General features: G+C 70.0%; 23 protein-coding genes, 1 other RNA gene and 1 pseudogene. 14 read left to right on the top strand and 11 right to left on the bottom strand.

The features are described 5' to 3' along the window. The first annotated feature begins 63 nt into the window (after positions 1–63). The 3 genes from ACZ52C_RS01780 (at position 64) to ACZ52C_RS01770 (ending at position 4,410) form a co-directional block, all read left to right on the top strand. Positions 64–2,280 (top strand): MMPL family transporter, encoded by a 2,217-nt coding sequence (locus tag ACZ52C_RS01780; RefSeq protein ID WP_469072911.1) that lies wholly within the window; start codon positions 64–66, stop codon positions 2,278–2,280. 115 nt (positions 2,281–2,395) lie between these two features. Continuing rightward, positions 2,396–3,670, top strand: coding sequence for a sensor histidine kinase (locus tag ACZ52C_RS01775; protein WP_469072910.1), 1,275 nt, complete (start codon positions 2,396–2,398; stop codon positions 3,668–3,670). 62 nt (positions 3,671–3,732) lie between these two features. Further along, positions 3,733–4,410, top strand: coding sequence for a response regulator transcription factor (locus ACZ52C_RS01770; protein WP_469072909.1), 678 nt, complete (start codon positions 3,733–3,735; stop codon positions 4,408–4,410). Between the two features lie 44 nt (positions 4,411–4,454). On the opposite strand, the gene ACZ52C_RS01765 is transcribed toward ACZ52C_RS01770, so the two are convergent. Next, complete coding sequence (locus ACZ52C_RS01765; RefSeq protein ID WP_469072908.1) at positions 4,455–5,903, bottom strand: family 43 glycosylhydrolase; 1,449 nt, start codon at positions 5,901–5,903, stop codon at positions 4,455–4,457. A 22-nt stretch (positions 5,904–5,925) separates the two neighbouring features. After that, entirely contained in the window at positions 5,926–7,395 is a 1,470-nt protein-coding gene (locus ACZ52C_RS01760; RefSeq protein WP_469073408.1) for a family 43 glycosylhydrolase, read from the bottom strand. 236 nt (positions 7,396–7,631) lie between these two features. Here ACZ52C_RS01760 and ACZ52C_RS01755 point away from each other — a divergent pair, with 236 nt between their 5' ends. Beyond that, a complete protein-coding gene (locus tag ACZ52C_RS01755) occupies positions 7,632–8,510 on the top strand; it encodes an LLM class F420-dependent oxidoreductase (RefSeq protein ID WP_469072907.1) in 879 nt (292 codons plus the stop codon). Here ACZ52C_RS01755 and ACZ52C_RS01750 read toward each other — a convergent pair. Continuing rightward, positions 8,500–9,720 (bottom strand): hypothetical protein, encoded by a 1,221-nt coding sequence (locus tag ACZ52C_RS01750; RefSeq protein WP_469072906.1) that lies wholly within the window; start codon positions 9,718–9,720, stop codon positions 8,500–8,502. The two genes, ACZ52C_RS01755 and ACZ52C_RS01750, sit on opposite strands and share 11 nt — an antisense overlap. Before the next feature lie 122 nt (positions 9,721–9,842). Here ACZ52C_RS01750 and ACZ52C_RS01745 point away from each other — a divergent pair, with 122 nt between their 5' ends. Further along, positions 9,843–10,526: a maleylpyruvate isomerase N-terminal domain-containing protein gene (locus ACZ52C_RS01745; RefSeq protein WP_469072905.1), complete on the top strand. Its 684-nt coding sequence runs from the start codon at positions 9,843–9,845 to the stop codon at positions 10,524–10,526. Between the two features lie 126 nt (positions 10,527–10,652). Here the strand turns inward: ACZ52C_RS01745 and ACZ52C_RS01740 are convergent, their stop codons facing one another. Continuing rightward, the gene (locus tag ACZ52C_RS01740; protein WP_469072904.1) at positions 10,653–10,937 is read right to left on the bottom strand and encodes a DUF4190 domain-containing protein; all 285 of its coding nucleotides are present in this window, start codon (positions 10,935–10,937) and stop codon (positions 10,653–10,655) included. Between the two features lie 719 nt (positions 10,938–11,656). On the opposite strand from ACZ52C_RS01740, the gene ACZ52C_RS01735 reads away from it, so the two are divergent. Further along, a complete protein-coding gene (locus ACZ52C_RS01735; RefSeq protein ID WP_469072903.1) occupies positions 11,657–11,938 on the top strand; it encodes a hypothetical protein in 282 nt (93 codons plus the stop codon). A 53-nt stretch (positions 11,939–11,991) separates the two neighbouring features. Here the strand turns inward: ACZ52C_RS01735 and ACZ52C_RS01730 are convergent, their stop codons facing one another. The 3 genes from ACZ52C_RS01730 to ACZ52C_RS01720 form a co-directional block, all read right to left on the bottom strand. Next, positions 11,992–12,243, bottom strand: a complete 252-nt coding sequence (locus tag ACZ52C_RS01730; protein ID WP_469073407.1) for a NucA/NucB deoxyribonuclease domain-containing protein — start codon at positions 12,241–12,243, stop codon at positions 11,992–11,994. Positions 12,244–12,318: 75 nt separating this feature from the next. Further along, positions 12,319–12,546, bottom strand: coding sequence for a hypothetical protein (locus ACZ52C_RS01725; protein WP_469072902.1), 228 nt, complete (start codon positions 12,544–12,546; stop codon positions 12,319–12,321). 130 nt (positions 12,547–12,676) lie between these two features. Further along, positions 12,677–13,243, bottom strand: coding sequence for a tellurium resistance protein (locus ACZ52C_RS01720; RefSeq protein ID WP_469072901.1), 567 nt, complete (start codon positions 13,241–13,243; stop codon positions 12,677–12,679). 384 nt (positions 13,244–13,627) lie between these two features. On the opposite strand from ACZ52C_RS01720, the gene ACZ52C_RS01715 reads away from it, so the two are divergent. The 5 genes from ACZ52C_RS01715 to ACZ52C_RS01695 are packed head-to-tail and all read left to right on the top strand — an operon-like array spanning position 13,628 to position 18,386. Then, positions 13,628–15,022, top strand: coding sequence for a hypothetical protein (locus ACZ52C_RS01715; protein WP_469072900.1), 1,395 nt, complete (start codon positions 13,628–13,630; stop codon positions 15,020–15,022). Next, positions 15,019–15,531 (top strand): hypothetical protein, encoded by a 513-nt coding sequence (locus ACZ52C_RS01710; protein ID WP_469072899.1) that lies wholly within the window; start codon positions 15,019–15,021, stop codon positions 15,529–15,531. The genes ACZ52C_RS01715 and ACZ52C_RS01710 overlap by 4 nt, the downstream gene beginning before the upstream one ends. A 55-nt stretch (positions 15,532–15,586) precedes the next feature. Beyond that, positions 15,587–16,252 (top strand): vWA domain-containing protein, encoded by a 666-nt coding sequence (locus tag ACZ52C_RS01705; RefSeq protein WP_469072898.1) that lies wholly within the window; start codon positions 15,587–15,589, stop codon positions 16,250–16,252. Between the two features lie 8 nt (positions 16,253–16,260). Further along, the gene (locus ACZ52C_RS01700) at positions 16,261–17,436 is read left to right on the top strand and encodes a protein phosphatase 2C domain-containing protein (protein ID WP_469072897.1); all 1,176 of its coding nucleotides are present in this window, start codon (positions 16,261–16,263) and stop codon (positions 17,434–17,436) included. Beyond that, a complete protein-coding gene (locus ACZ52C_RS01695; protein WP_469072896.1) occupies positions 17,433–18,386 on the top strand; it encodes a hypothetical protein in 954 nt (317 codons plus the stop codon). The genes ACZ52C_RS01700 and ACZ52C_RS01695 overlap by 4 nt, the downstream gene beginning before the upstream one ends. Before the next feature lie 238 nt (positions 18,387–18,624). Here ACZ52C_RS01695 and rnpB read toward each other — a convergent pair. The 4 genes and pseudogenes from rnpB to ACZ52C_RS01675 form a co-directional block, all read right to left on the bottom strand. Beyond that, positions 18,625–19,031, bottom strand: an RNA gene (gene rnpB / locus ACZ52C_RS01690) — RNase P RNA component class A. A gap of 118 nt (positions 19,032–19,149) precedes the next feature. Further along, a pseudogene (locus ACZ52C_RS01685) lies at positions 19,150–19,866 on the bottom strand (DMT family transporter); the annotation flags it as partial. 82 nt (positions 19,867–19,948) lie between these two features. Then, positions 19,949–20,773, bottom strand: a complete 825-nt coding sequence (locus tag ACZ52C_RS01680) for a helix-turn-helix domain-containing protein (protein WP_469072895.1) — start codon at positions 20,771–20,773, stop codon at positions 19,949–19,951. A 68-nt stretch (positions 20,774–20,841) separates the two neighbouring features. Further along, a complete protein-coding gene (locus tag ACZ52C_RS01675) occupies positions 20,842–21,420 on the bottom strand; it encodes a Uma2 family endonuclease (protein ID WP_469072894.1) in 579 nt (192 codons plus the stop codon). Between the two features lie 176 nt (positions 21,421–21,596). Here ACZ52C_RS01675 and ACZ52C_RS01670 point away from each other — a divergent pair, with 176 nt between their 5' ends. The 3 genes from ACZ52C_RS01670 to yaaA all read left to right on the top strand — a co-directional run bounded on the left by ACZ52C_RS01670 (position 21,597) and on the right by yaaA (position 23,984). Continuing rightward, entirely contained in the window at positions 21,597–22,388 is a 792-nt protein-coding gene (locus ACZ52C_RS01670) for a MerR family transcriptional regulator (RefSeq protein ID WP_469072893.1), read from the top strand. Positions 22,389–22,390: 2 nt separating this feature from the next. Further along, positions 22,391–23,044 (top strand): hypothetical protein, encoded by a 654-nt coding sequence (locus ACZ52C_RS01665; protein ID WP_469073406.1) that lies wholly within the window; start codon positions 22,391–22,393, stop codon positions 23,042–23,044. A gap of 157 nt (positions 23,045–23,201) precedes the next feature. After that, positions 23,202–23,984, top strand: a complete 783-nt coding sequence (gene yaaA / locus ACZ52C_RS01660; RefSeq protein WP_469072892.1) for a peroxide stress protein YaaA — start codon at positions 23,202–23,204, stop codon at positions 23,982–23,984. The last annotated feature ends 71 nt before the right edge of the window (positions 23,985–24,055 follow it).

The raw sequence follows: 24,055 nt of genomic DNA, 5'->3' as shown, positions 1-24,055 counted from the left end.
ACAGGGGCCCCGACGGGAGTCTTGGCACACACCCGAGACCTCTGACGTGGAGACCTGCGACCCATGGCAACCTTCCTTCATCGGCTGGGCCGACTGGCCTTCCGCAAACGCTGGTACGTCGTCCTGATGTGGCTGGCGGTCCTGGCCGCCGTCGGGGTCGGCGCCCTCAAGGCCCCGGGAGCCTCCGACGAGGGGTTCGCCATGCCGGGCATCGAGTCCCAGAAGGCGTTCGACCTGATGGAGCAGCGCTTCCCCGGGGTCACGGCGGACGGCGCCACCGCCCGGGTCGTGTTCGTCGCCCCGAGCGGCGAGAAGGTGACCGCCGCCGGGAACAAGAAGGCCGTCGAGGAGACGGTGGCCGATCTGGCGGACGGTTCCCAGGTGGCGAGCGCCGTCGACCCCTTCCAGGCCGGGGCGGTGAGCAAGGACGGCACCACGGCGTACGCGACGGTCACCTACAAGGTCACCGCGAACGACCTCACCGACGCCAGTAAGGCCCATCTGGAGGACACGCTCCACGCGGCGCGGGACTCCGGGCTGACCGTCGAGGCCGGCGGGACCGCCATGGCCGAGCAGGGCGGCGCGGGCGGCATGGCGGAGGTGATCGGTGTCGCCATCGCCTCCGTCGTGCTGCTGATCACCTTCGGGTCGCTGGCCGCCGCCGGACTGCCGCTGTTGACCGCGCTGGTCGGCGTCGGCGTCAGCATGGCCTCGATCCTCGCCCTGTCCGAGGCGCTCGGCCTGTCCACCACGACGGGCACCCTCGCGATGATGCTGGGTCTCGCGGTCGGCATCGACTACGCCCTGTTCGTCGTCTCCCGCTACCGCGAGGAGCGCGCGGGCGGCCGTACGCCCGAGGAGGCCACCGCCCTCGCCACCGGCACGGCCGGTTCGGCGGTCGTGTTCGCCGGGCTCACCGTCGTCATCGCGCTGGCCGGACTGTCCGTGGTCGGCATCCCGATGCTGACGAAGATGGGGCTGGCCGCGGCGGGCGCGGTCGTCGTGGCGGTGCTGATCGCGCTGACCCTGGTCCCGGCCGTCCTCGCCTGCTGGCCGAACGCGGTGCTGTCCCGCAAGGTGCGCAGGAGCGGCCGGATCGAGGGCAGCGCCCCGGACAACGGCGGCACGCGCTGGGCGCGGTTCGTGCTGCGCCGTCCGCTTCCCGTGCTGCTCCTCGGTGTCGTCGGCCTCGGCGCGCTCGCGGTGCCGATGACCGACCTCCAGCTGGGCATGCCCGGCGACGAGGCCAAGGCGACCTCCACCACCGAGCGGCGGGCCTACGACGCGCTCGCCGAGGGTTTCGGGCCCGGTTTCAACGGGCCGCTGACGATCGTGGTGGACGCCGAGGGCGCCGCCGACGCCAAGGGCGCCGCCGACACGATCGCGAAGGAGATCGGGGCCACCGAGGGCGTCGTGTCGGTCTCCCCCGCGCGGTTCAACGAGGCCGGTGACACGGCCGTCTTCTCGGCGGTGCCGACCACCGCGCCGACCGACGAGAAGACCAAGGACCTGGTGACCGTCATCCGGGACGAGCGGCCCGGCCTGGAGTCCGAGACGGGGGCCACGTTCGAGGTCACCGGCACCACCGCGCTGAACATCGACATCTCCGCCAAGGTGCAGTCCGCGCTGGTGCCGTATCTGCTGGTCGTGGTCGGTCTGGCCGTCATCCTGCTGCTGGTCGTCTTCCGCTCGCTGCTGGTCCCGCTCAAGGCGGCCGTCGGGTTCCTGCTGTCGGTGCTCGCCTCGCTCGGTGTGGTCGTCCTGGTCTTCCAGCAGGGCCACGGCGCGGAGCTGCTGGGCGTGGAGCAGACCGGTCCGATCATGAGCCTGATGCCGATCTTCCTGGTGGGCATCGTGTTCGGTCTGGCCATGGACTACGAGGTGTTCCTGGTCTCGCGGATGCGGGAGGCGTACGTCCACGGCGACCCGGCCGACGAGGCGGTCACCAGCGGCTTCCGGCACAGCGCCCGGGTGGTCGTGGCCGCCGCCCTGATCATGATCGCGGTGTTCGCCGGGTTCATCGGCGAGAGCGACTCCATGATCAAGATGATCGGTTTCGGGCTGGCCTCGGCGGTGCTGTTCGACGCGTTCGTCGTACGGATGGCGATCGTGCCGGCCGTGCTGGCGCTGCTCGGCGACAAGGCGTGGTGGCTGCCGAAGTGGCTGGACCGGATGCTGCCCCACGTCGATGTGGAGGGTGAGGCGCTGAGCCGCCGCGCCGATCCGGAGGCGGCCCCGGCCCCGGCCGAGACGGCCGAGCTGGAAGTGACGCGCACCTGATCCGACCGCCCACCCCCACCGGGGGCCGTCCGTGGCGAAGGACACGGGCGGCCCCCGGGGGCGTCCACCCCCGCGTCGACCACGATTGGTCCCAGTCCACCGACCGGAGTCACCCATGACACTCAGCAGCCCCAGCCGGGAACGGCGCTACGCGGACCGGCTGGAGGAGTTCTCCGACCGCCACCACTTCCTCGTCGACCTGGTCCTGGTCTCGGCGCTGCTGGGCTGCGCCTGCCTGGGCAGCGCGCTCACCCTGCCCGGCGCCCGGCCTCCGGACCAGGACAGGGTCGGCATGGCTCTCATGGGCGTGTCCTGTCTCGCGCTGCTCAAGCACCGCACCCATCCGCGCTCCGCCCTCGTCGTGACCGCGATCTGCACCGTCGTCACGGTCGCCCTGGGCTACCTGCTCACCCCCCTGCTACTGGCGCCGATCATGGCGGCGCTGTACTGGCTGGCCTCGCTCACCGACCGCAGGACCACCCGCGCCTACGGCTGCACCACCATCACGGCGATGACCCTCGCGGCCGTGGTCTCCGACTCCATGGACCATCTGTCGCTGCTGCTCAGGACGATCGGCCCGGTCTTCTGGCTGCTACTGCCGCTCGTCGCCGGCCGAGGCACCCAGGTGCGCCGCGCCTACCTGAAGTCGGTGCAGGCCCGCGCCGAGCACGCCGAGCGCACCCGGGAGGAGGAGGCACGCCTCCGGGTCGCCGAGGAACGGATGCGCATCGCCCGCGATCTGCACGACGTGGTCGCCCACCATCTGGCGCTCGCCAACGCCCAGGCGGGCACCGCCGCGCATCTGACCCGTACCGACCCCGAGCAGGCCCACCGCATCCTCACCGATCTGACGGCCACCACGTCGTCGGCGCTGCGGGAGCTGAAGGGCACGGTCGGGGTACTGCGCCGTCCCGACGACCCCGAGGCGCCGCTGGCCCCCACGCCCGGACTGCACCAGCTCCCGGAGCTGACGGCGGCGTGCGAGTCCGCCGGTCTCACGGTCACCGTCACCGCTGACGGGGTCCCGGGGCCGCTGGACCCCGGTGTGGACCTGACCGCGTACAGGATCGTGCAGGAGGCCCTCACCAACGTCAGCAAGCACGCCGGCGTGGACGCCGCGCGGGTCAGCCTCGTCTACGAGGACGCGCGTCTGACGATCACGGTCACCGACGACGGCGCCTCCCGCCCGCGCGGCACCCCCGAGCCCGGCCGCGGTTTCGGCCTCATCGGCATGCGCGAGCGCGCCCGGTCGGTCGGCGGCTGTCTGAGCGCCGGCCACCGTCCCGAAGGCGGCTTCGAGGTCACCACCGACCTGCCGCTGCGGCCGTACACCTCTCGCCCCACCGCACCGGTACCGGACCCGGAACCGGCCCCCGACCAGCGGATCTAGCCGCCGGCCACACCCTGTGGACCCGGTCGCCGCCCCCGACCAGCGGAAGTAGCACAGCCCTCATGACCATTCGCGTCCTGCTCGCCGACGACCAGGCCCTGCTGCGGGCCACCTTCCGGATCCTCATCGACTCCTGCCCGGACCTGGAGGTGGTCGCCGAGGCCACCGACGGCCGGGAGGCGGTCGACCTCGTGCGGGTCCACCGCCCGGACGTGGTCCTCATGGACATCCGGATGCCCGGCACGGACGGGCTCACCGCCACCGCCGTGATCTGCGCCGACGAGGAGCTGGCCGACACCCGCGTGCTGATCCTCACCACGTTCGAGATCGACGAGTACGTGGCGCAGGCGCTGCGCTCCGGGGCCAGCGGCTTCCTCGGCAAGGACGTCACCGCCGACGCGCTCCTCGACGGCATCCGCGCGGTGGCCGCCGGCGACACACTGCTCTCCCCCGCCGCGACGCGGACGCTGATCACGCGCTTCCTCGCCTCCCCCACCCCCGGCAACCGTCTCGCCGCCCCCGAGCAGCTGACCATCCTCACCACCCGTGAGCGTGAGGTCATGTCGCTGGCCGCCGAGGGGCGCTCCAACGACGAGATCGCCGAGAAGCTGTACGTGAGTCCGCTGACGGTACGGACCCACGTCCACCGGGCGATGACGAAACTGGGCGCCCGCGACCGGGCCCAACTGGTCGTCATGGCGTACCAGTCGGGCCTGGTGCGGGTCACCCCGCCGGAGTGATCCGGCGGGGCTCCCGTCTCTTCTTGCTCTTCCTACGGAACCGTCTACTCCTTGTAGAAGGTGGCGTCCTGCTGGTCGAGGGTGGTGCTGACCGGCTGGGTGTAGAGCAGGTTGTTGTAGTGGCGGATGTACCGGCCGGGGAAGTTGTACGACTCGTACGAGACGCCGTCCGCCGTGTCGGCAAGGCCGGCCCGCTGGAAGAAGGAGGCGTCCGCGTCGAACAGGGCCGTGCCGTCGTCCTTCTCCACCCACAGCTCGTTGTTCTTGTGGCGGAGGTAGTAGCCGGGGAAGTTCGCCGACTCCAGCGAGACCGTGCCGCTGCCCGTCAGCCCGGTGACGATCCGGAACTGCGAGTCGGCGAGGTTGGTGACGTTGCTCTCCAGCTTGGCGCGGTACTCCCAGTGCCGGATGAACTTGCCCGGGTAGTTGAAGGAGGAGAGCCGGACCGGGGTCGCGCCGTCGGCGACGGGGATGCCGAAGTTGGGCGTGCCGTCGGCGTTCCAGTACAGCTTCTGGTAACGGGTGCGGCGGTTGGGGTCGTTGAGCGGGTCGCCGCTGATGTCCTTGTAGTTGCGGTCGTGGTAGACGAGGATGTCGGACTTTCCGTCCTCGGAGACCGTGAAGGTGTTGTGGCCGGGGCCGTACTGGCCGGTGGCGGCGTTGCTCTTGAAGACCGGGTTGGGGGTCTTGGCCCAGGAGGCCGGGTTCATCAGGTCGGCCGAGTCGCTGGCGGTCAGCAGGCCGAGGCAGTAGTTGGCGTCGGTGGCGGCGGCCGAGAAGGTCATGAAGACCTTGCCGTTGCGCTGGATGACCGCCGGGCCCTCGTTGACGGTGTGCCCGACCTTCTCCCAGGCGTTGGTCGGCCGGGAGATCATGACCGGACTGCCGCTGATGGTCCAGGGGTTGGACATCTTCGCCAGGTAGATGTTGGTGCCGTCGCCGACGGCCGGGTCGTTCTGCGCCCAGCTCAGGTAGCGGGTGCCGCCGACGGTGAAGGTCGTCGCGTCGAGCGAGAAGGTGTCGAGCGGGAGGGCGATGCGGCCCTTCTCGGTCCAGGTGCCGGTGATCGGGTTGGCGGCGCTGGTCTCCAGGACGTACGGGCGGATCTTCCAGATGTCGTTGGAGGAGCCGGCGGTGAAGTAGATGTACCACTTGCCGTCGATGAAGTGGATCTCCGGCGCCCAGATGTGGGCGCCCATCTCGCCGCTGGCGTGCTTGGTCCAGATGGTGGTCTCCGTGGCCGTGGCGAGGCCCTGGAGGGTGGTGGCCCGCCGCATCACGATCTTGTCGTAGGCGGGGACGGTGGCGGTGAAGTAGTAGTAGCCGTCGGTGTGCTTGAAGATGTGCGGGTCGGCCCGCTGCTCGGCTATCGGGTTGGTGAAGGTGACGGCCGGGGACGCCGGGACGGCTGCCTGGGCGGGGGTGGTCATGGTGGTGAAGACGGCGAGCGCGGCCGCCACGGCCACGACGGCCCGTCTGGTGAGGTGTCTCATGTTCTGTCTGGGCCTTTCGGGATCAGGCGGTGGTGGGGACGAGGCGCCACTGCTGGCAGTTGTTGTTGAGCCAGGACCACTGGCGGACGTCGGTGCCGTTGGCGGTGCCGCAGTCGGCGACGTCCATGACCTTGCCGGTGGCGGCGTTGACGATCCGGACGTAGTCGCCACCGAGGTAGACCATGCGGAACTTCTGGCAGGTGTTGTCCAGCCAGGACCACTGCCGGATGTCGGTGCCGTCGGCGCTCGCGCAGTCGGTGACGTCGGCGACCTTGCCGGTGGCGACGTTCACCAGGCGGCTGGTGTCGTCGGCGCGGTCCTCGATCCGCCACTTCTGGTTGGCCCCGCCGTTGCAGGTCCACTGGGCGATGTTGGTGCCGTCGGCCGTGCCGCCACCGGTGACGTCCAGGCACTTGCCGCTGTTGCGGTTCACGATGGTGTACGCGGTCGGGGTCGTCGCGGTCTCGCCGGAGGGGCCGGCGATGGTGGTCCCGAGGGCGACCGGGGTGCCGAAGTTCGGGGTGCCGTCGGCGTTCCAGGTGAACTTCTGCGCACGGGTCGTCCGCCCGTTGTCGCAGCCGTCGCCCGCCGCGTCGTTGGCGTGGTAGACGATCCAGTTCTCGGTGCCGTCGGGCGAGGTGAAGAACCCGTTGTGACCGGGTGCGTACACGCTGTTGGCGTCGCTGCGCTGGAAGACCGGGGTCTGCTTCTTCGTCCAGGAGGAGGCGAGCAGCGGGTCGGACCCGGTCAGCTCCAGCTGGCCGAGCTTGTAGTCGGGGCCCCAGCAGGCGCTGGCGGAGTAGATCAGGAAGGTACGGCCGTTCCGGTACAGCGGCTCGGGACCTTCGTTCACTTCACCGCTCTGGGTCTCCCAGCTCAGGGTGGGGCTGGAGATGACGGTGAAGGTGGTGGAGGCGAGAGTGTACGGGTTGCTGAGCGGCGCGATGACGAGGCTCTGCTTGCTGCCGTTCACGGAGCCGCTGCCCGCGAGGTAGAGCTTGTTGTTGTACTTGAGCACACTGGCGTCGATCAGCCAGCCGCCCGGGTTGAGGTTGGACCCGGCGAGCTGGTTCTTGAAGGTGTACGGCCCCATCGGGTCGGACCCGGCGCTCTCCAGCACGTAGGTGCGCTGGTCGTCGCAGCAGGCGGAGGCGCGGGGCCCGGCGGAGTAGTAGAGGTACCACTTGCCGTCGAAGAAGTGGATCTCCGGGGCCCACATGTTCCAGTTGCGGGTGGAGGTGCTGTCCGACCACACCTGCACACTGGGCGCGGTGCTCAGCCCGGCGAGCGTGGGCGACTTGCGCATGGTCAGCTCACCGGTGAAGGAGGTCGTCACCAGGTAGTAGTTGCCGTTGTAGTACTCCAGCCACGGGTCGGCGCCCTTCTGCGACTTGACCGGGTTGGTATAGGGCTTGCCGTCGGCCGCGGCGGCGGGCGAGGCCGGCTGGACGGCGAGGAGTGACGCGAAGAGGGCCAGCAGCGCGGCCCCCATCGTCACCCAGTGACGGACTTGAATGCGGAACACGGCAAGTCCCTTCAGGGAGCGGCTCGAGAGGGGGATTGTCGAGGGGGATCGTCATGGGAGCAGATTGTTCGATATTGCGAACGTTGTGCGTAACTTCGGCCAGAAGTTAAGGCTGAGGCAGGAGGGACGTCAATGGATGCGACACGATTGATGTCGACGGATCGCCCGGAATAGATCGCCAAGGCGAACTGGTTGGCGTTTGCATGGCCAAAGAGAACAGCGTGGGACGGTACGGCATCTGGAGCGTCGGTCTGCGGGCCGAGGACCCGGCCCGGAGGAATGAACTGGGCGAAGCCGCGACTGAGCTGGAGGAACTCGGCTTCGGCGCGATCTGGCTCGGCGGCAGCCCGTCGGTCGGGCACGCCGTGCCCCTCGTCGAGGCCACGTCCCGGATCACCGTCGCCACCGGCATCCAGAGCATCTGGCAGCACGAGCCCGCCGACACGGCCGCCCGTTTCGCCGAGCTGGACGCCACCCACCCCGGCCGATTCCTGCTCGGCCTGGGCGTGAGCCACGCGAAGCTGGCGGAGCAGTACCGGCGCCCGTACGCCGCGATGGTCGACTACCTGGACGCCCTGGACGCGGCCGGGGTCCCCGCCGACCGCCGGGTGCTGGCCGCGCTGGGCCCGAAGATGCTCCGCCTCTCCCGCGACCGGGCGGCCGGCTCCCACCCGTACCTGGTGACGCCGGAGCACACGGCACAGGCCCGCGAGGCGCTGGGCACGGGCCCGCTCCTGGCCCCCGAGCTGAAGGTGATCCTGGAGTCCGACGCGGACCGCGCCCGGACGATCGCCCGCGCCCACCTCGCCTTCTACCTGACCCTCCCGAACTACACGAACACCTTCCTCCGCCTCGGCTTCACCGAGGCGGAGCTGGGAGGCGGGGGCAGCGACCGCCTGATCGACGCGGTGTATGCGTGGGGCGAGGACGAGCGGATCCGGGCGCGGGTGGACGAGTACCACGCGGCGGGAGCGGACCACGTGGCGCTGCAGGTACTGGACGGGCGGGAGGGCGACGCCCTGCCGAGGAAGGAGTGGGCGCGGTTGGCCGGGGTGGTGGGGGCGCTCCGGGCTACGGACTGAGGGCGGACCCCACGGCGCGGACGAACACATCCCCGATCAGGTTGTTGTCCTCGGGGACGAGCCCGGGGTAGTACGACTCGAAGACGACCGTCGACTCGTCCCCGCTCAGCGCCGCGTCGCCGACGGTGACGGGCTTGCCGTCCTGCCCCGGTGACAGCAACTCCTCCTGCCCGGTGCGCAGATCGCGCAGGATCAGCCCGAGGGACGTACGCTTCGCGTCCGCCGTGTTGAGCAACACCTTGGACCCGTTGCAGGACAGGTCGGACAGCAGAGTGAGGTCGGTGGGGGCGTGGCCGTCGTACCGCTGGAGCGTGCCGGTGCGCAGATCGCGGACGAAGGCGTTCCAGCCGTCGTTGGTGTCGGCCTGCGGGACCAGGTTGGTGGCCAGCGAGTTGAAGCCGACCTTGGAGCCGTCGGCGCTCAGCACGGGACCGATTGCCGAGGTGGTGGCCGGGGCCCCGTCATGGGTGGCGTCGGCGTGCACGGTACGCCCGCTCTTCCGGTCGTAGACCAGGATGTCGCCCTGGTCGCCGGTGGCGGGCCCGGTGTACCCCTCCAGGTAGGCGACCTTGCGCCCGTTCGCGCTCATCGCGACCTGCTCGCACCGGTGGTAGGTCTTGGAACCGTCCGGCTCCCGACTGACCCGCCGCACCTCCCGCGTCGTGCGGTCGAGCAACATGACCCGGCAGGCGAAGGCTCCGTTCGGGTCGACGGCGGGCCGGGCGACGAAGGCGATGAACCGCCCGTCGGCGCTGATCGGCGCGATGCCGTACGACACCTGGTAGCCGTCGTCCATCGCGGGCGCCAGTCGCTCGACGGTGCCGGTGCTCAGATCCATGAGGTGGACGGAGGAGGTGGCGGTCGCGGTCGAGTACGACCCGAAGGTCAAGTACCGCCCGGACTCGGACAGTTGAGGCGTGGAGGTGGTCTCCCCCGGCACGACCACCCGCTGCAACGGCTCCCCGGGCCCCGTCCGGTAGTAGACGCTGTTGCGCACATCGGTCGTCGGCCCCAGGTTGGTCGCGGACGACACGAAGGCCACGACACGTCCGTCGGCGCTGACGACCGGGTCGGTGGAGTGGCTGTTACCGCCGGTGACGCCGTCCGGGGCCACACTGATCCGCTGGGTGGTCGGTACGGCGCCCGGTGACTCGTCCTGGGCGACGGCGGACGCGGACGACACGGACGTCACGCCCACAGCCACCAGCACGGAACCGACGGCATGCGCCAGCACACGTAACACAGGTCTCTTCACTGGTTTCCCCCTTCAACAGGAGCACGATGAAAGCGCGCTCCCGGCGAAGGGTCAATGCTTTGAACTACCTTGCGGGGGTGGACCTTTTCGCAGCTTCCTGGGCAGCGTTGCGCGCGGCGGTGGCCGACCTCACGGACAAGGACTTCGAACAGTCGTCGGGCTGCGGGGGCTGGCTGGTGAGGGACCTCGTGTGCCACCTGGTCATCGACGCCCAGGACGTCCTGATCACGCTGGCCACCCCCGCCGGCACCGCGCCCCTGACGGCCGACGCGAGGACGTACTGGCAGGTCACGCACGAGCCCCCGACCGGCGAGGACCCCCTCGCCGCCCTGACGGTCCGCCTGGCGGCGGCGTACGAGGACCCGGCCCTCCTGAAGTTCCACCTGGACGACGTGGGCGCGGCGGCGGGCCGAGCGGCCGAACTCGCCGACCCCACGGCCCGGGTGACCACCCAGGACAAGGTCCTCACGGTCGCCGACTACCTCACGGCGTACGTCCTGGAATGGACCCTCCACCACCTGGACCTGACGGCCCACTTCCCTACGACCCACCTCCCGACGGTCCCCGGCCCGTCCCCGGAGAGCCTGGCCCACTCCCGCACGGCCCTGGAGAACATCGCGGGCACGCCGTTCCCCACCTCCTTCACCGACCGTGACGCCCTACTGATCGGCACGGGGCGCAGGACACCGACGGACAGGGAACTCACGAAGCTGTCCGAACTGGGCTCCCTGGCAACGAGGTTGCCGCTTGTCCTCGGCTGACCGTCGCCCTCCGGCCCAACCGGCCGACCCGCCCGAGCCTGCCCGCAGGCACGCGTGAACGGCTCGGCACGAGCCGAGCCGTTCACGTATACCGAGGGACGAGTGCCCTCGTCCGACCCTCGCCGGTCAGCCTCCGACGTACCAGGTGAAACCGCCGTTGGACGCGGCCACGGCGATCAGCACCGCGAAGATGATCAGGTCCACGACCCCGAGGACGATGCCGGCCTTGGCCAAGCCGCCGCCGCCCTTCACCCCCGCCTGCCGCAGGCCGACGGCACCCAGCACGATGGCCAGGGGCCCGAGGACCACATTGAAGAAGAAGATCCCGATGATTCCGCAGACAAGGCTGGCTATGGCCAGACCATTGGTGCGCGATCCGGAAGTGGCAGAAGAACTGCCGTAACTCGTCATCACATTCCCCTGATGTAGGCGTACCTGATGATGGAGCTTCATCCGCCGGGCACTCAGCGCCCCGCGCTTTCCAGAAATCCGAGTGCCCCCGGACTCCGGCTCTACTCGGGACGGCCAAAGTTTCCTGCCGGTGCGGCGCTGCCCGCGCCCCTCCCTCACGCACACGGGCGCTTCCCACCTGATCATCAGCGTCTACCGCCTCGATGGAGACGGGCGCCGGGTCGGTGTGGCGCCAGCCGACCGCGTACGCACCCGGCGCGGCCACGCCTCCGCCAGTGTCCCGACGATCCAGGAAGCGGAAGAGGCGTACCTGCGGTACAGGAGGAGGAAGCGGAGCGCTGCGAGCGCCGTCGACGACCTCAGGAAGCCTCAAGCAGGGGCTCGGCCTTTCGCCGGAGGAAAGGAAGGAGAGCGAACAGGGCACTGCCGGGCTCCTGTTCGAAGTGCGCGCCTACCGCCCCGCCGAAGTCCGAAGCGCCAGCGCATGACGCAGATGGCGGTGGCGGCGATCGAGGAGTAGGAGTGCCATGTCTGAGCCCCGGATGGTGAGGGAGCAGGAACTCGAACCCGAGGTGGATTTCTACGGGATGTGCCTACAGGACGCGGAGTCTGTCCAGGTCGCGTATCCAGGTGGCCGCGACATGGACGAGGGTGTGTTCGTAACCGCTCACCCTGGGCGGGTCGATATCGAGAGTGCTGGTCATACTCACACGCCGACGATGACCGCTCAGGTGTGGAACGGTGAACCGCCCGTGGACACCGGTCGCGTGTGGGACCAGCGAGCCGACACCACCGTGCGGTCCGCGACGGGCACCCTGGAGGTGTGGGCGGTGGCGTACGGCCCGATCGAGGATGTGATCGAGTTGGGGGCCTCCGGCCGGGACTGGCATGTGCGGGTCTACTGCTCGGGCCGAGATGAGGTGGCTCGCGTCCTCGAGGAGGAAGGGATCGCTGAGGGCGTCGAGCGCTACCTCGTGCAGTTCTGGCCCCAGCAGACGTGAGAGTGGGCCCTGGGGAGCGTACGCCCCCCGAGGGCTACCCGGCATTTACTCCGCTATTTGATGGTGACGTAGAAGCAGTCGTCGTCGCCGTCGAGAATGCGATTGAGCGTCATGAACTGTCCGAGCAGATTACCGGCGTTACCGTTGTCCTTCTTCGCCAGCGGCAGGACGGAGAAGTTGTTCTTCGGGGCGGAGGGCTCGTACGTTTTCTGAGCGCAGCCCTCGTAGGTGGTCGCGAAGGGGTACTCGTCGCACTCCTTCCCACCCTTGGCATAGTCGTTGCCGAACGCCTTCCCGTCCGTCAGCCATCGCCCACATCACCGCGAACGGCTTTCAGGGGTCCGTCATTCCGTGACGCAACGCCGAAACCCCGGAGAGGATTACGCCGGCCGATACACAGCCTGGCCGGGGTCCGGCCTCACGACGAGGCCCTCGTCAGCCAGCTCCCGCAGGACGCGGCGGGCCTCTTTGCCGGCTGCCTCGCCGCTCGTCGGCTCGTACCCGGCGACGCGCAAGGCCAAGACAGCGCGTTCGGTGTCCCAGGTGCCGGCCAGCGCCGGGATCACCGCGGCGAGCGCCTGCTTGTGCGTCAGCGCCTTCTCGGTCATCTCACCCTCCCCTTCCGGAAACCGCGACAGCATGGCACACGGTGGCAGGGCTCCCGCCTGCCGGACCAGCGAAAACGGAAGCCGACACGAAGCAGAGGCCGAAGAGACCGCCTTCCGGGAAGTGGCCCGGCTACAGCGAGGGCTTGAACCCGGGCACCCACTCGAAGCCGAAGCCGTAGGCACGGTCGATGAGTTCCTGGTTCGACGACCAGGCATCGGCTGTGAACCAGCGCACTTCGCGCCGCAGGTCGAGGGTGTCATGTCCTGGGGTCAGCAACGCGATGGCACACGAAGTGGCGCCGGCCGGGGAGTCGTCGAGGTGGATCCGCCAAGTGCCGCTCGGCGCGCTGATGGTGACGACGCCGCCCAGTGTCCGGAAGTCGACTGCGCCCTCGTAGATGTACACATAGACGAGGAGCTTGGTGAACTGGCGCCGATGCTCCAGGCTGATCCGCAGCGTCTCCCCGTCCGAGGTCTCGCCGGTCCGGTCGTCCTGGTCGATGCTGACGTAGGGCCAGGCGTCCAGATCGCCGAACGTCTCCCCGAGGGGCTGCACAGCGGCTCCCATGCCGTCGCCGGTGAGAACCAGGCAGCCCAGATCGAGATCGGCCTCGGAGGTGACCGACCAGTTGAGGTTCACCTGGAGGACTCCCCGGCCCACGATCTCGGCACGTGGCGTCCGTCGCGTGAGTTCCACCGCAACCGGACGCGGCGGCCGCGCCGTCTCTCGCGGCGTGTGCCTCTCAGTATCGGCGGGAGGCCCGCCACCGCCCAGGTGGATGACACCCCGTCGTCTACCGTCACCACTCAAGTAGGCCCCCAGGTTCAGCAGATCGCTTGATACCGCTTCGTGACACCCATCCGCTGATGCGATTGTCGTCTAGTATGGCGCGCCTGGTGAAGAAGATGTAAAAGTCTCCACCAGTTCGTTCTGCGCTGCGGGGGGCAAGCGCCACTGGGGCAAGCCTGACCCGTTGCCGCGCTTGATCGGCGAGTACGTCCCGGCGTGCACCGGGCAGGGGTGGGAATGTTCGCGGGGACACAACTGGATCATGGGGTGACGGCACGTCACCTCGAAGACATGGCGCAGGACCCTGCGCTCGCACCGCGCGCCGAGGAACTGCGCGCACTGGCACAGGCGCTCGGCTCGACCGACGCGCAGGCTCTCGACGCGTGGGCCGACCTGGATCTGATGACACACTTCGCCCGGCCCGAGAGCATCGCCGAGCCGGCGGTCGACAGCCGAGGCGCGCGGTTCAACTCGGCACTGGACTGGATCCTGGGGGCCCTGGTCTTCCTGCCCCTGCTCTTCACCTGGTTCGGCCTGTGGCAGGCGTCCAGCGCGTACGGGGCGCTCACGGGCGACGATCCCAAGGCCGCCGGCCGGCCCTTCCTCCAGCTGTGGCAGTCCGGGTTCGACGGGCACCTGGGTGAGGCCTTCCGGTTCGGGCACGTCGCTGTCTTCGGTTGCCTGAGTCTCGCGATGCTGTTCGTTCTGACCGCCGTGCACGGCTATCGGCGCACCGCTGCCGAACGTGACGAGGAGCAGGCGCGCGTACGCACCCGAGCGACCCTCGCCCGCCTGGCCCCGGTCCTTACCCGGGCCCAACTCGCACTGAACGCACACCGATTCGCGTCCCCGCAACGCTTCGCCGCAGAGCTCAATTCGGCGGCGGGCCGACTGCAGCGCATGCAGACCAAGGCCATCGCCACACAGGAAGAACTCACCCGGGCCGCCCAGGTGGTGGGCGAGGCCATGGACAAGGCGGAGCAGCGCCTCGCCCAGGCGGAGTCGTATGTGCGGCCGATCGAGCAGGTCGTGCTGCGCATGGAGGAGACCGTGCGGGACAGCGGGACGGCGATCCAGACCGCCGTGCAGGGCCTGGACGCCCCGGTGACGCAGGCCGGCCGGCGACTGGCCGACGCCGTCAGCGGACAGACCGGGGTGCTCGACAAGGCGCTGGAGGAAGTGCGGGTGGCCGGGGACGGGATGCGCGATCTCCTCGCCCGGACCGCGGATCGACTGGAGGCGGCGGTCGGCGCCAACGGCAGCAGCGTCCACCAGGCGCTGTCGGACGCGGCGCAGCAGGTCGAGGACTCCCTGACCGTACTGGCGGCGTCGCAGCGCGGGTTCACCACCGGCGTCGAGGTCGTCGCGGATGTCAACGGCCGACTGCTCAACGACCTCGGCGCGGTGGCCGAGCGCACCGGTGAGGCCGCGGACGTCTCCCGCGAGGCCCTGCTCGGCATCGAGGCCCGCAGCCAGGCCCTTCACGAAGCGGCCGACCGCTTCACCGGCGTCACCGACGCCCTGGTGCGGGCGCTGCGCGAGACCGAGACGGCCCGCGCCGAGACCGAGACGGCGCGGAGCGAGGCGGAAGCGGCGCGGGCCGGAGCCGAGGCCGCCCAGAAGCGGGCCGAGGACGAACTGCGGCAGGCGAGGGAGCTGCGGGCCGGAATCGGATCCGCACGGTGAGCCCGGTGAGAAGGGGGTTCCGCTTCACCCCGCTGCATCTCGCCGGGTGGCTCTTCGCCGACATGCTGCTCGTGCTCGCCCTCGTGTCCATGGGGGACCGGGGCGATCCGCTGGCCGCGCATGCCGCCACCCGTCCTTCTCCGTCCGCCTCGTCCGCCTCGTCCGCCGACGGCGAGTCGTCGCCCACACCGAGTCCGACTCCGCAGGGCCCCCGGTCGGTGGAGCGCAAGCCGGTGAAGGTCCACGTGACGGCTGCGGTCGGTGACAGGACACGGATGGTGAAGCAACTCCGTTCGGCCACCGCCCGCTACGAGGGTCGGTCCGCCGCCTTCGTGATGACCTTCGGCCATGCCGTCGAGCCCAGTGACGGTCAGGCGTACGCGCGCGAGATCAACAAGGCTCTGCGCAAGGCGCGACCGGACATGTTCACCGACACGACGACGCGGGACTTCTGGAACGGCGGTTCCGCGGGCGCTGCCGACCTGGAGATCTACTTCTACACCCGTTGACGTTCCTACTCGTTGACGGCTGCGCCGTCACCCACTCCCACGCTCAGGAGAGCTCATGCAGATCCTGCCCTTCTACATGGTGTGCGACGAGTCCGGTTCCATGGCGGGAACCGGGGTCGACGCCATCAACGACGCTCTGCCCGACCTGCACCACGAAATCAGCACGAATCCGAGTGTCGCGGACAAGACCCGTTTCGCGCTGATCGGGTTCTCCACTCAGGCCTCCGTGCTGCAGCCGCTCGCGGACCTGAGCGAGCTGACGCAGCTGCCGTCGCTCTCGGCCGGAGGAGTGACCTCCTTCGGAGACGCCTTCACTCTGCTCAAGGACACCATCGAGAAGGACGTCTCGGCACTGAAGGCGGACGGCCACGACGTGTACCGGCCCGTGGTCTTCTTCCTGTCCGACGGCAACCCGACGGACAACGGCTGGCGTACGGCGCTCAAGGAGCTGAACGCGTTCCGCTACGCCCCGAAGATCATCGCCTTCGGGATCAGCGCCGCCGACGCCGCCATCATCACGGAGGTGGCCAACTTCAAGGCGTTCATCCAGCAGGACGCGTCCATCACGCCGGCCGTCGCGCTCCGCGAGTTCGCCTCCAGTCTCACCCGGTCCATCGTGAGCTCGGCGACCAGCATGTCCGCACAGGGTGGGGACGGGTTCCAGCTCCAGGTCGACGAGCAGGTGCCCGGCTTCACCAGCCTCTCCCTCGACAAGCTGTGAGCGGCCCGATGAACCACGACGCATCCCACAACGTGTACGGCGATCCGGGTCATAACCCCCACCGCACGGGCGGACCCGCCGATCCCGACGGCCTCGACGCGCACATCGCGGGCCTGCCGTACGGCGTCATGGCACCCGAGATCCTTCCTCGGGTCCCCGAGGCCGCCGTGCCCACGGCACCGTCGGCCCCCCAGGCACATGAGGTTGCCGTGCCGTTCACGGAGCCGGAGACGAAGACTGAGCCGGAGACGGAGACGGAGACGGAGCGTCTGCGAGGAATGCCGGCGCACATCGGCAATCGCCCGCCCAGCTATCCGCCCCATCCGCTGGGACGCCCCTCCGTGCGGGACTCGGACCTTTTCGCACCCTTCTCCCCCGTGGCCGTGCTGGACGGGGCTCAGATCGGGAGGCTGACCGTGCGTGCCGCCTCGGTGCGGGGCGACTCCCACAACTGGGAGGGCAGTTGCCGCCAGGACGCCATGGCGGTGACGCGGATCGGCCCGCCGGAGGCGGAGCTGCTTCTGCTGGCCGTCGCTGACGGCGTGGGTTCCGCCCTGTACTCACATGTGGGCTCCTACCAGTTCTCGCGCCTCACAGCCGTCTACCTGGACCGGGAGGCCGAGAACATTCACGCGGCCCTGTGCGCTCGCGACGGGGAAGAGCTACGGGTCCTGGCGACCAAGGCCGTCGCCGGTGCGGCCGCCGAACTGCGCTCCGGGTGGGCGCGCACCGCCCAGCACCAGCCCCGGCCCTATGCCGATCAGGACTACGCCACCACGCTGCACGTCCTCCTGGTCCCCACCGACGCGCGCATCCGTGACCGTGTGCTGTTCAGCGTGGGCGACGGCGGCCTGTTCGTACTGCGTGACGGCCGCTGGGAGCAGGGGGATCCGGAGGGGGGCGAGGATCTCCTCGACACCCGCACCGAGGCTCTCCCGCACGCCTACCGCAGCGTCAAGGCCACGGTGCTGCGTACCGCGCCGGGTGAGGTTGTTCTGTTGGGCACCGACGGCATCACCAACCCGCTCACCCAGAAGGACCCGGAGTTCGCGCGCCACCTCGCCGCGGCCTGGGGCGGGCCCGAGGTCCCTTCCCTGTCCGACTTTCTGTGGCAGGCGCAGACCCGGGCCAAGTCCTACGACGACGACCGGACCGTCATCTGCGTGTGGGAGGAGCAGGGATGAGTTCGCAGGACGGCGGCGACGTCGCCCGCTCGTCGCTCACGCTGGGGAACCGGGTCGGCAGCGGTGGCCAGGGTGACGTGCACGCCATCGGTGATGGATCACTGCTGTACAAGGAGTACAAGGACCCGTCCAAGGTCAACGGGCATGCGCTCGCGGACCTGGTCTCGTTCCGGCAGGGGCTCGGCCAGGCCGATCGGGTCCGCTGCGACGAGCTGGCCGCTTGGCCGCTGTGCCGGGTGGTCGACGGGGGCCGGACGCTCGGTTTCCTCATGCGGCGGGCCCCGTCCTCCATGACGTGGCGCACCGCGACCGGGACGACGAAACTCCTGGAGTTGCAGTACCTGATCAGACCCCCGAAAGTGGCCTGGCAGGAGGTGTCGCAGCCGACGCCCGACCAGCGCAGGACCCTCGCCCTGGCCTGTGTCGAGGCCATCGGCTGGTTCCACGACGCCGGCCTGGTGATCGGGGACATCTCGCAGGCCAACGTCCTGTGGTCCCTCACACCTGAACCCGCCGTCCACTTCCTGGACTGTGACGGCTTCCGGCGGGTGGGGCGAGACGCCGTCCAGGCACAGGCCGCCACTCCCGACTGGAACGATCCGCTCGCCCCGTCCACCGAGGCGAGCGTCGACACGGACGCCTACAAGACGGCCCTCACCGCGGGGCGCATCCTCGCGCAGGATCCGTATGCCAGACCGGACCAGCAGCTGCGACCCGTCGCCGGCTGCCTCAACGAGCGCCAGACCGCTGCGGCCGGAAGGCTTTTCGCCCAGGCCGCGGGCGAGCGCGGAACACGGCCACGCCCGAGCGAGTGGCAGACCGCGCTCAGCCACCGTGGCACCATCACGCTCACCGCAGCCGCGCCCAGACCCCGGCCCGCTGTCGACCACACCGTCCTGGACGGGTTGCGCGACCGGAGGCCGATCAATCTGCGGGTACCGGGACAGTAGAGAGCTGTCCGCTCACCCGAGGGCATGTGAGCGGTGGCCGATCGGCGCCGTGCCCCCGCAGCTGCCGGCATGCCGGGGGCCGATGCAGCGGGAGCCGCCCCCAAGGGACCTCTTCGCACAGACATTCGCGGAACCAGGCAACCCCTACGAGGAGAGGTTCGCCGCACTGGCCAAGGCACTCGACGAGGGCCCAGCGACTGAAGGGGGTCCTTTTCCACGGCGAAGCCGCATGGGGCGGCAGACGAGTCGGGCTGTACGCCGGGTTCTGTCACCCGACTGCCTCGCGGCGGCCGGGGAGACGGCCATCCATCTAGGGCCGGCGTTGCCGCCGGCCTCGTGCGGTCTACCCGCGGACTCGGGCGGGCAGCCCTCGAACGTCCGCGCAGGGCCGCTTTTCACGGCGGCCCCTCTTGACCTTGCTCCGGGTGGGGTTTACCTAGCTGCCCAGGTCACCCTGGGCACTGGTGGTCTCTTACACCACCGTTTCACCCTTACCGAGGACCGAGGTCCCCGGCGGTCTGTTTTCTGTGGCACTGTCCCGCGGGTCACCCCGGGTGGCCGTTAGCCATCACCCTGCCCTGTGGAGCCCGGACGTTCCTCGGGAAGCCCCCTAGGGGGACTCCACGCGGCCGTCCGCCCGGCTCGTCTGCCGTGTCGACCATGCTACCCGGCGGGAGCGAGGGGTCCGTCCCGTCGACGCCGTCGCCAGGAACGAGCCCGCCAGGATCAGGGCGAAGGAGGCGGCGATCGCGGGGGTGAGGCGCTCGTCCAGGAAGAGGGCTCCCGCCGCCACCGCGACCGCCGGGTTGACGTACGTGAAGACCGTCGCGCGGGTCGGGCCCACCTCTCGGATCAGCTCCAGGAAGGCCACGAAGGCCAGGGCCGTGCAGATCACGCCCAGGGCAGCGAGAGACACCAGCGCCGAGGTCGACGGGAGGGTGGACGGGCGGGTCAGGGCCGCCGCGGGGGCATAGACCAGCGCCGCCAGGAGCAGTACCGGGGCTATCAGCTGGAGCGTCGGGACCTGCTTCAGGTGGCGGGCCATGATCAGGGGTGCGGTCGCGTAGCCGATCACCGTGATCAGGACCTCGGTGAGGGAGAGGACGTTTCCGCCGGTGAGGTGGGGGACCGTGAGGACCGCCACGCCTCCCAGGCCCAGGGCCAGGCCCGTCATCCGGCGGACTCCGAGGTGTTCCGTGGCGCCGAAGAAGCGGGCCAGGAGCACGCTCACGATCGGCACGCCCGCGATCAGGAGGCCGGCCGTGGAGCTGGAGAGATGGCGTTCCGCGTCGGTCAGGGTCCACCAGGGGCCGATGACCTCGATCACGGCGAACGCGAGCATCGGGCGCCAGTGCTGTCGGACCACGCGGATCAGGTTCCCCTGGCGGATCGCGAAGGGGAGCAGCAGGGCCGCGCCCAGGGCACAGCGTACGAAGACGACCGTGGACGGGGAGACCTCGTCCACAGCCACTTTGATCATCAGATAGGGGATGCCCCAGAGGACTCCCATCAGGGAGAAGAGGAACCAGCCGCGTGCAGTCATGGGATGAGTCTCGGGCAGATCAGCGACGTAGGTCTTGAACGCTGTTGCGGTACGCCGCCGGCGTCACTCCCAGCACCTTCCTGAACCAGCGCGTCATGTGCGCCTGGTCCGCGAACCCCACCTGGCCCGCCACGTCCGCCGGGCGCGCGCCCGCCTCCAGCAGGCCCCGGGCCCGGCTCACCCGGTGCTGGGCCAGCCACGCGTACGGGGGCATGCCCATCGTCGTACGGAAGGCTCGCAGGAGCTGGTAGCGGGAGAGGCCCAGGTCCGTGGCCAGGTCGGCGAGGGAGGGCGGGGAGAGGAGTTCGTCCGCCAGGCGGTCGCGCACGGCGAGGGCGATCGTGTCGGCGCCGGGGAGTCTGTCGGAGGTGAGGAACGAGGTCGAGTGTCGGCGGGCCAGGGCTGTGAGCAGCCACGGGAGGCGGGACTCGGATTCCAGCGGGTCGGGGCAGGTGCTCAGGTCGGTGTGGGCGGTGCGCAGGGCGGCGGCGAGTTCGGGGTCGTGGACGACGGGGTCGCGGAAGTGCGGGGTGCCGCCGAGGATGCCGTCGGTGAGGAGGGCGGGGGCCGGGTAGAGGGCGCGGTAGGCGTAGGTGCCGAAGGCCGACTCGCCGGTGTGGACCTCGCCGGGGGCCAGGACGACGATCGAGCCCTCCCCCACGGTGAGGGCGCCGCCCCGGTAGTCGATGCACGAGGCGCCCTGGACGCAGATGCCGATGCTGAATTCCTCGTGCGTGTGCGGGGCGTAGCGGTGGCGGTCGAAACGCGCGGTGAGGAGGTCCAGGGGGTGGTCCGGGCGGCCCAGGGTGGTGCGGGTCCAGCGGGTCTCGCCGTGTGTGCTCACCGCTGCCGCCCCCGCTCCGCTACGCCCCCGTCGGTCTTCAGGCTACGCCCGGCGGGGACGGGTGCGGGTCAGAGAAAGTCGGAGGTCTCCAGGTCGAAGGCGAAGGGTTCGGGGAGGGGGAGCGGCTCGCCGAAGGCGCGAGTGCGGTTTGCGCGGTAGTCGTCCTTCGCCGGCCTGCTGAAAAGTGTGACCTGGGACGCCTCACGATCAGCCAGCAGATGGAATGGGATGCCGCTGCGGGCGTAGCAGCGGCGCTTGGCCTCCCGGTCGGCCGCGGGCTTCGTGGACGTCACCTCTACGACCATGGCGACACCGTCGCAGGGCATCCAGCACCGGGCGCCCCCGAAGAGGTCGAGTTCGATGGGTGCGAAAGTGGCATCCGGGACCACGTGGTTCTTGGGGCAGGCCTCTCCGCTCCTCAGGATCAGCCCCTTGTTCCCAGAGAAGTCCATGTCGGTGCGAGATCGTTTGATCACCTGCCTCACGATCCGGCTGATGCACTTCTCGTGTTCGCCGTCCGGCGGCGGTGTCGCAACGATCTCCCCCTCGATCAGCTCCGCCCGGAATCCCTCCGGGGTGTCCAGGGCGAGAAAGCCCTCCAGCAGCAGGTCTTCCTGCGAGAGCGGCTCGTGGGCCATGGCAGTCATGTCACGCCCCTCCTTCTTCGGGCGCTCGCCGGACTGGGACATCGGCTGATCACCTGGCCCTGAGATCGGGAACCGTTCCCTCGATCGTGGCACATGACCCCGGTCACCGTCAGTCGCGGCTCCTCACCGCATCCGTCGCTTGACCCTGCCGCAGCGTCAACGTTTCTACTGGGCGTATGCGGATCGGAGAACTCGCCGCGGCCGTCGGGGTCACCCCGCGTGCCGTGCGGCACTACCACCATCTCGGGCTGTTGCCGGAGCCGGATCGGCTGGCCAACGGGTACCGGGACTACACGTTGCGGCACATGGTCGTGCTCGCGCGGATCCGGCGGCTGACGGAGCTGGGGCTCGGGCTGGCCGAGGTACGGGACGTGCTCGCGGACGACGCCGGGCGTGAACTCGTCGACGTGCTGGGCGAGTTGGACGAGGATCTGGCCCTCCAGGAGGACGAGATCCGGGAGCGGCGGGGGCGGTTACGCGTCCTGATGGAGGAGGCGCGCGCCGGGCGACTGCCGGCCGAGGGGCCCGTCTCACCTGAACTGGCCACCCTCTTCGGCAAGTTCGGGCACACGCCGCATTCCCCGATGGCCGCCAAGGACCGGGAGGTGTTCGCCCTCCTGGAGACCACCGCGACGCCCGAGGTCCGGGCGGAGATGATCGCGGGGCTGGAGAGCATGATGTCGGCTCCGGGCGCGGTGGAGCGGGCGCACGAGGCGTACGCGCTGCTCGACGCGCTCGCCGACGCCGAGCCCGACGACCCCCGGGTGGCGGAGGCCGCCCGTGTACTGGCCGGCCTCATCCCGCCGGAGATGGTCCCGCGGGACACCGGCATCGACCTCGACGACAGCGGGGGCGGGGGCGACGGCGGCAGCGGCAGCTTCCTGCGTGCCTTCTACGCCGACTTCGCCCCGGCCCAGGCGGAGGCCATCCGCCGCACGCTCCGGACACTGGGGGAGGACCGCCCGTGAGGATGATCGGGATCATCAGGAGGAGCAGCGGCCACAGGATCGCCCGCTCCCTCGTGCGTCATGAACTCGTGCTGCTGGCAAGCCTGTTGCGCTGGATGGCGCGGCGGCCGCACGGGGTCGGGGAGGAGGGTGCGCGGGCGTACGGGTACGCGCGGGGGCAGGGCGCCATGATGTTCGGGTTCGGTTTCGTGTGCGTCGTCGAGACCGTGACCATGTCCGTCCTGCTGCGCGACTTTCCGCTCGTGCACTCGGTCTTCCTCGTCCTCGACCTCTACACGGTCCTCATCGTCGCCGGGCTCCACGCCGCCTCCGTGACCCGCCCCCACGTCCTCACCGCCACCACCCTGCGGCTGCGGCGGTTCGGCACCGTGGACCTGTGTGTCCCGCTGAGCGCCGTCGCCTCCGTCCGCCGTGAGCTGCGTACGACGCACGAGAAGCGGGACGGCGAGCTCGACATGGAGATCGGGTCGCAGACCACCGTGACCATGGAACTGAAGGAACTGGCCGATCCCGTCGCCTACCTGACCTTCTTCGGCCGTCGCAGGGAGGTACGCCTGGTGCGCTTCCACGCCGACGAGGCCGAGCAACTCGTCCGCACCATCAGCGAGGAGTTGCGGTCCACCAGGCGGCCCGATGGAGCCGTGCAGGGGGCGTAGGGGGCGGCGACGGCGGAGGGCGTGGTGATGTCGGTCGGCGCCAGGGCGACGGGCGGCGCACGACAGCGGCGGCGTCCCGGGAGCAGATGGCCGGGACGTCATCGGTCGGTCGTCCACCCCGTACGCTGTCGCGGAGCCCCGAGAACAAGGAGTACCCGTGCTCGTCCTGCTGCCCCCGTCCGAAGGCAAGGCACCCTCCTCGGGTGGCGCTCCCCTGAAGCTGGAGGGGCTGTCGCTGCCGGCGCTCACCGAGGCGCGGGAGGCGGTCATCGGTGAGCTGGTGGAGTTGTGCGCCGGTGACGAGGACAAAGCGCGCGAGGTGCTCGGGCTGAGCGAGGGGCTGCGCGGCGAGGTCGCCAAGAACGCGGAGCTGCTGACGGCGGGCACGCGGCCGGCCGGGCAGGTCTACACGGGCGTGCTGTACGACGCCCTCGGCCTGGCCACCCTGGAGACCGCCGCGAAGCAGCGGGCGGCGCGTTCCCTGCTGGTCTTCTCGGGGCTGTGGGGCGCGGTCCGGGTGACGGACCGGATCCCCTCCTACCGTTGCTCGATGGGTGTGAAGCTCCCCGGCCTCGGCGCGCTCGGCACGCACTGGCGTACGCCGATGGCGGCGGCGCTGCCCGAGGCCGCCGGTGACGGGCTCGTCCTCGACCTGCGGTCCTCCGCGTACACGGCCGCCTGGAAGCCGAAGGGCGAGGTGGCCGGGCGGACCGCGACCGTACGGGTGCTGCACGCGCCCACGCGGAAGGTGGTCAGCCACTTCAACAAGGCGACCAAGGGGCGCATCGTACGGAGCCTGCTGTCCGCCGGGATCGCGCCCAAGGGACCGGCGGAGCTGGTGGAGGCGCTGCGGGACCTCGGTTACGTGGTGGAGGTGGCGCCTCCGGCTGGGGCCGGGCGGGCGTGGACTTTGGATGTGCTGGTGGACGAGGTCCACTGACACCTTCCGCAATGCCATTGCAGCATGCGCAACGTGCGTTGTGCATGCTGTTGGACCCGGGCAGGATGACG

The organism is Streptomyces sp. NPDC034049, assembly GCF_055575575.1.
Note: the sequence above shows the minus strand (reverse complement) of the source record. Positions and strands in the feature narration are given on the sequence as shown.

Excerpts from the sequence above, each read along its gene's own strand:
- ACZ52C_RS01780 (WP_469072911.1), top strand. The coding sequence starts at position 64 with ATGGCAACCTTCCTTCATCGGCTGGGCCGACTGGCCTTCCGCAAACGC.
- ACZ52C_RS01775 (WP_469072910.1), top strand. The coding sequence starts at position 2,396 with ATGACACTCAGCAGCCCCAGCCGGGAACGGCGCTACGCGGACCGGCTG.
- ACZ52C_RS01770 (WP_469072909.1), top strand. The coding sequence starts at position 3,733 with ATGACCATTCGCGTCCTGCTCGCCGACGACCAGGCCCTGCTGCGGGCC.
- ACZ52C_RS01765 (WP_469072908.1), bottom strand. The coding sequence starts at position 5,903 with ATGAGACACCTCACCAGACGGGCCGTCGTGGCCGTGGCGGCCGCGCTC.
- ACZ52C_RS01760 (WP_469073408.1), bottom strand. The coding sequence starts at position 7,395 with ATGGGGGCCGCGCTGCTGGCCCTCTTCGCGTCACTCCTCGCCGTCCAG.
- ACZ52C_RS01755 (WP_469072907.1), top strand. The coding sequence starts at position 7,632 with ATGGCCAAAGAGAACAGCGTGGGACGGTACGGCATCTGGAGCGTCGGT.
- ACZ52C_RS01740 (WP_469072904.1), bottom strand. The coding sequence starts at position 10,937 with ATGACGAGTTACGGCAGTTCTTCTGCCACTTCCGGATCGCGCACCAAT.
- ACZ52C_RS01735 (WP_469072903.1), top strand. The coding sequence starts at position 11,657 with ATGACCGCTCAGGTGTGGAACGGTGAACCGCCCGTGGACACCGGTCGC.
- ACZ52C_RS01725 (WP_469072902.1), bottom strand. The coding sequence starts at position 12,546 with ATGACCGAGAAGGCGCTGACGCACAAGCAGGCGCTCGCCGCGGTGATC.
- ACZ52C_RS01715 (WP_469072900.1), top strand. The coding sequence starts at position 13,628 with ATGGCGCAGGACCCTGCGCTCGCACCGCGCGCCGAGGAACTGCGCGCA.
- ACZ52C_RS01705 (WP_469072898.1), top strand. The coding sequence starts at position 15,587 with ATGCAGATCCTGCCCTTCTACATGGTGTGCGACGAGTCCGGTTCCATG.
- ACZ52C_RS01700 (WP_469072897.1), top strand. The coding sequence starts at position 16,261 with ATGAACCACGACGCATCCCACAACGTGTACGGCGATCCGGGTCATAAC.
- ACZ52C_RS01695 (WP_469072896.1), top strand. The coding sequence starts at position 17,433 with ATGAGTTCGCAGGACGGCGGCGACGTCGCCCGCTCGTCGCTCACGCTG.
- ACZ52C_RS01675 (WP_469072894.1), bottom strand. The coding sequence starts at position 21,420 with ATGACTGCCATGGCCCACGAGCCGCTCTCGCAGGAAGACCTGCTGCTG.
- ACZ52C_RS01670 (WP_469072893.1), top strand. The coding sequence starts at position 21,597 with ATGCGGATCGGAGAACTCGCCGCGGCCGTCGGGGTCACCCCGCGTGCC.
- ACZ52C_RS01665 (WP_469073406.1), top strand. The coding sequence starts at position 22,391 with ATGATCGGGATCATCAGGAGGAGCAGCGGCCACAGGATCGCCCGCTCC.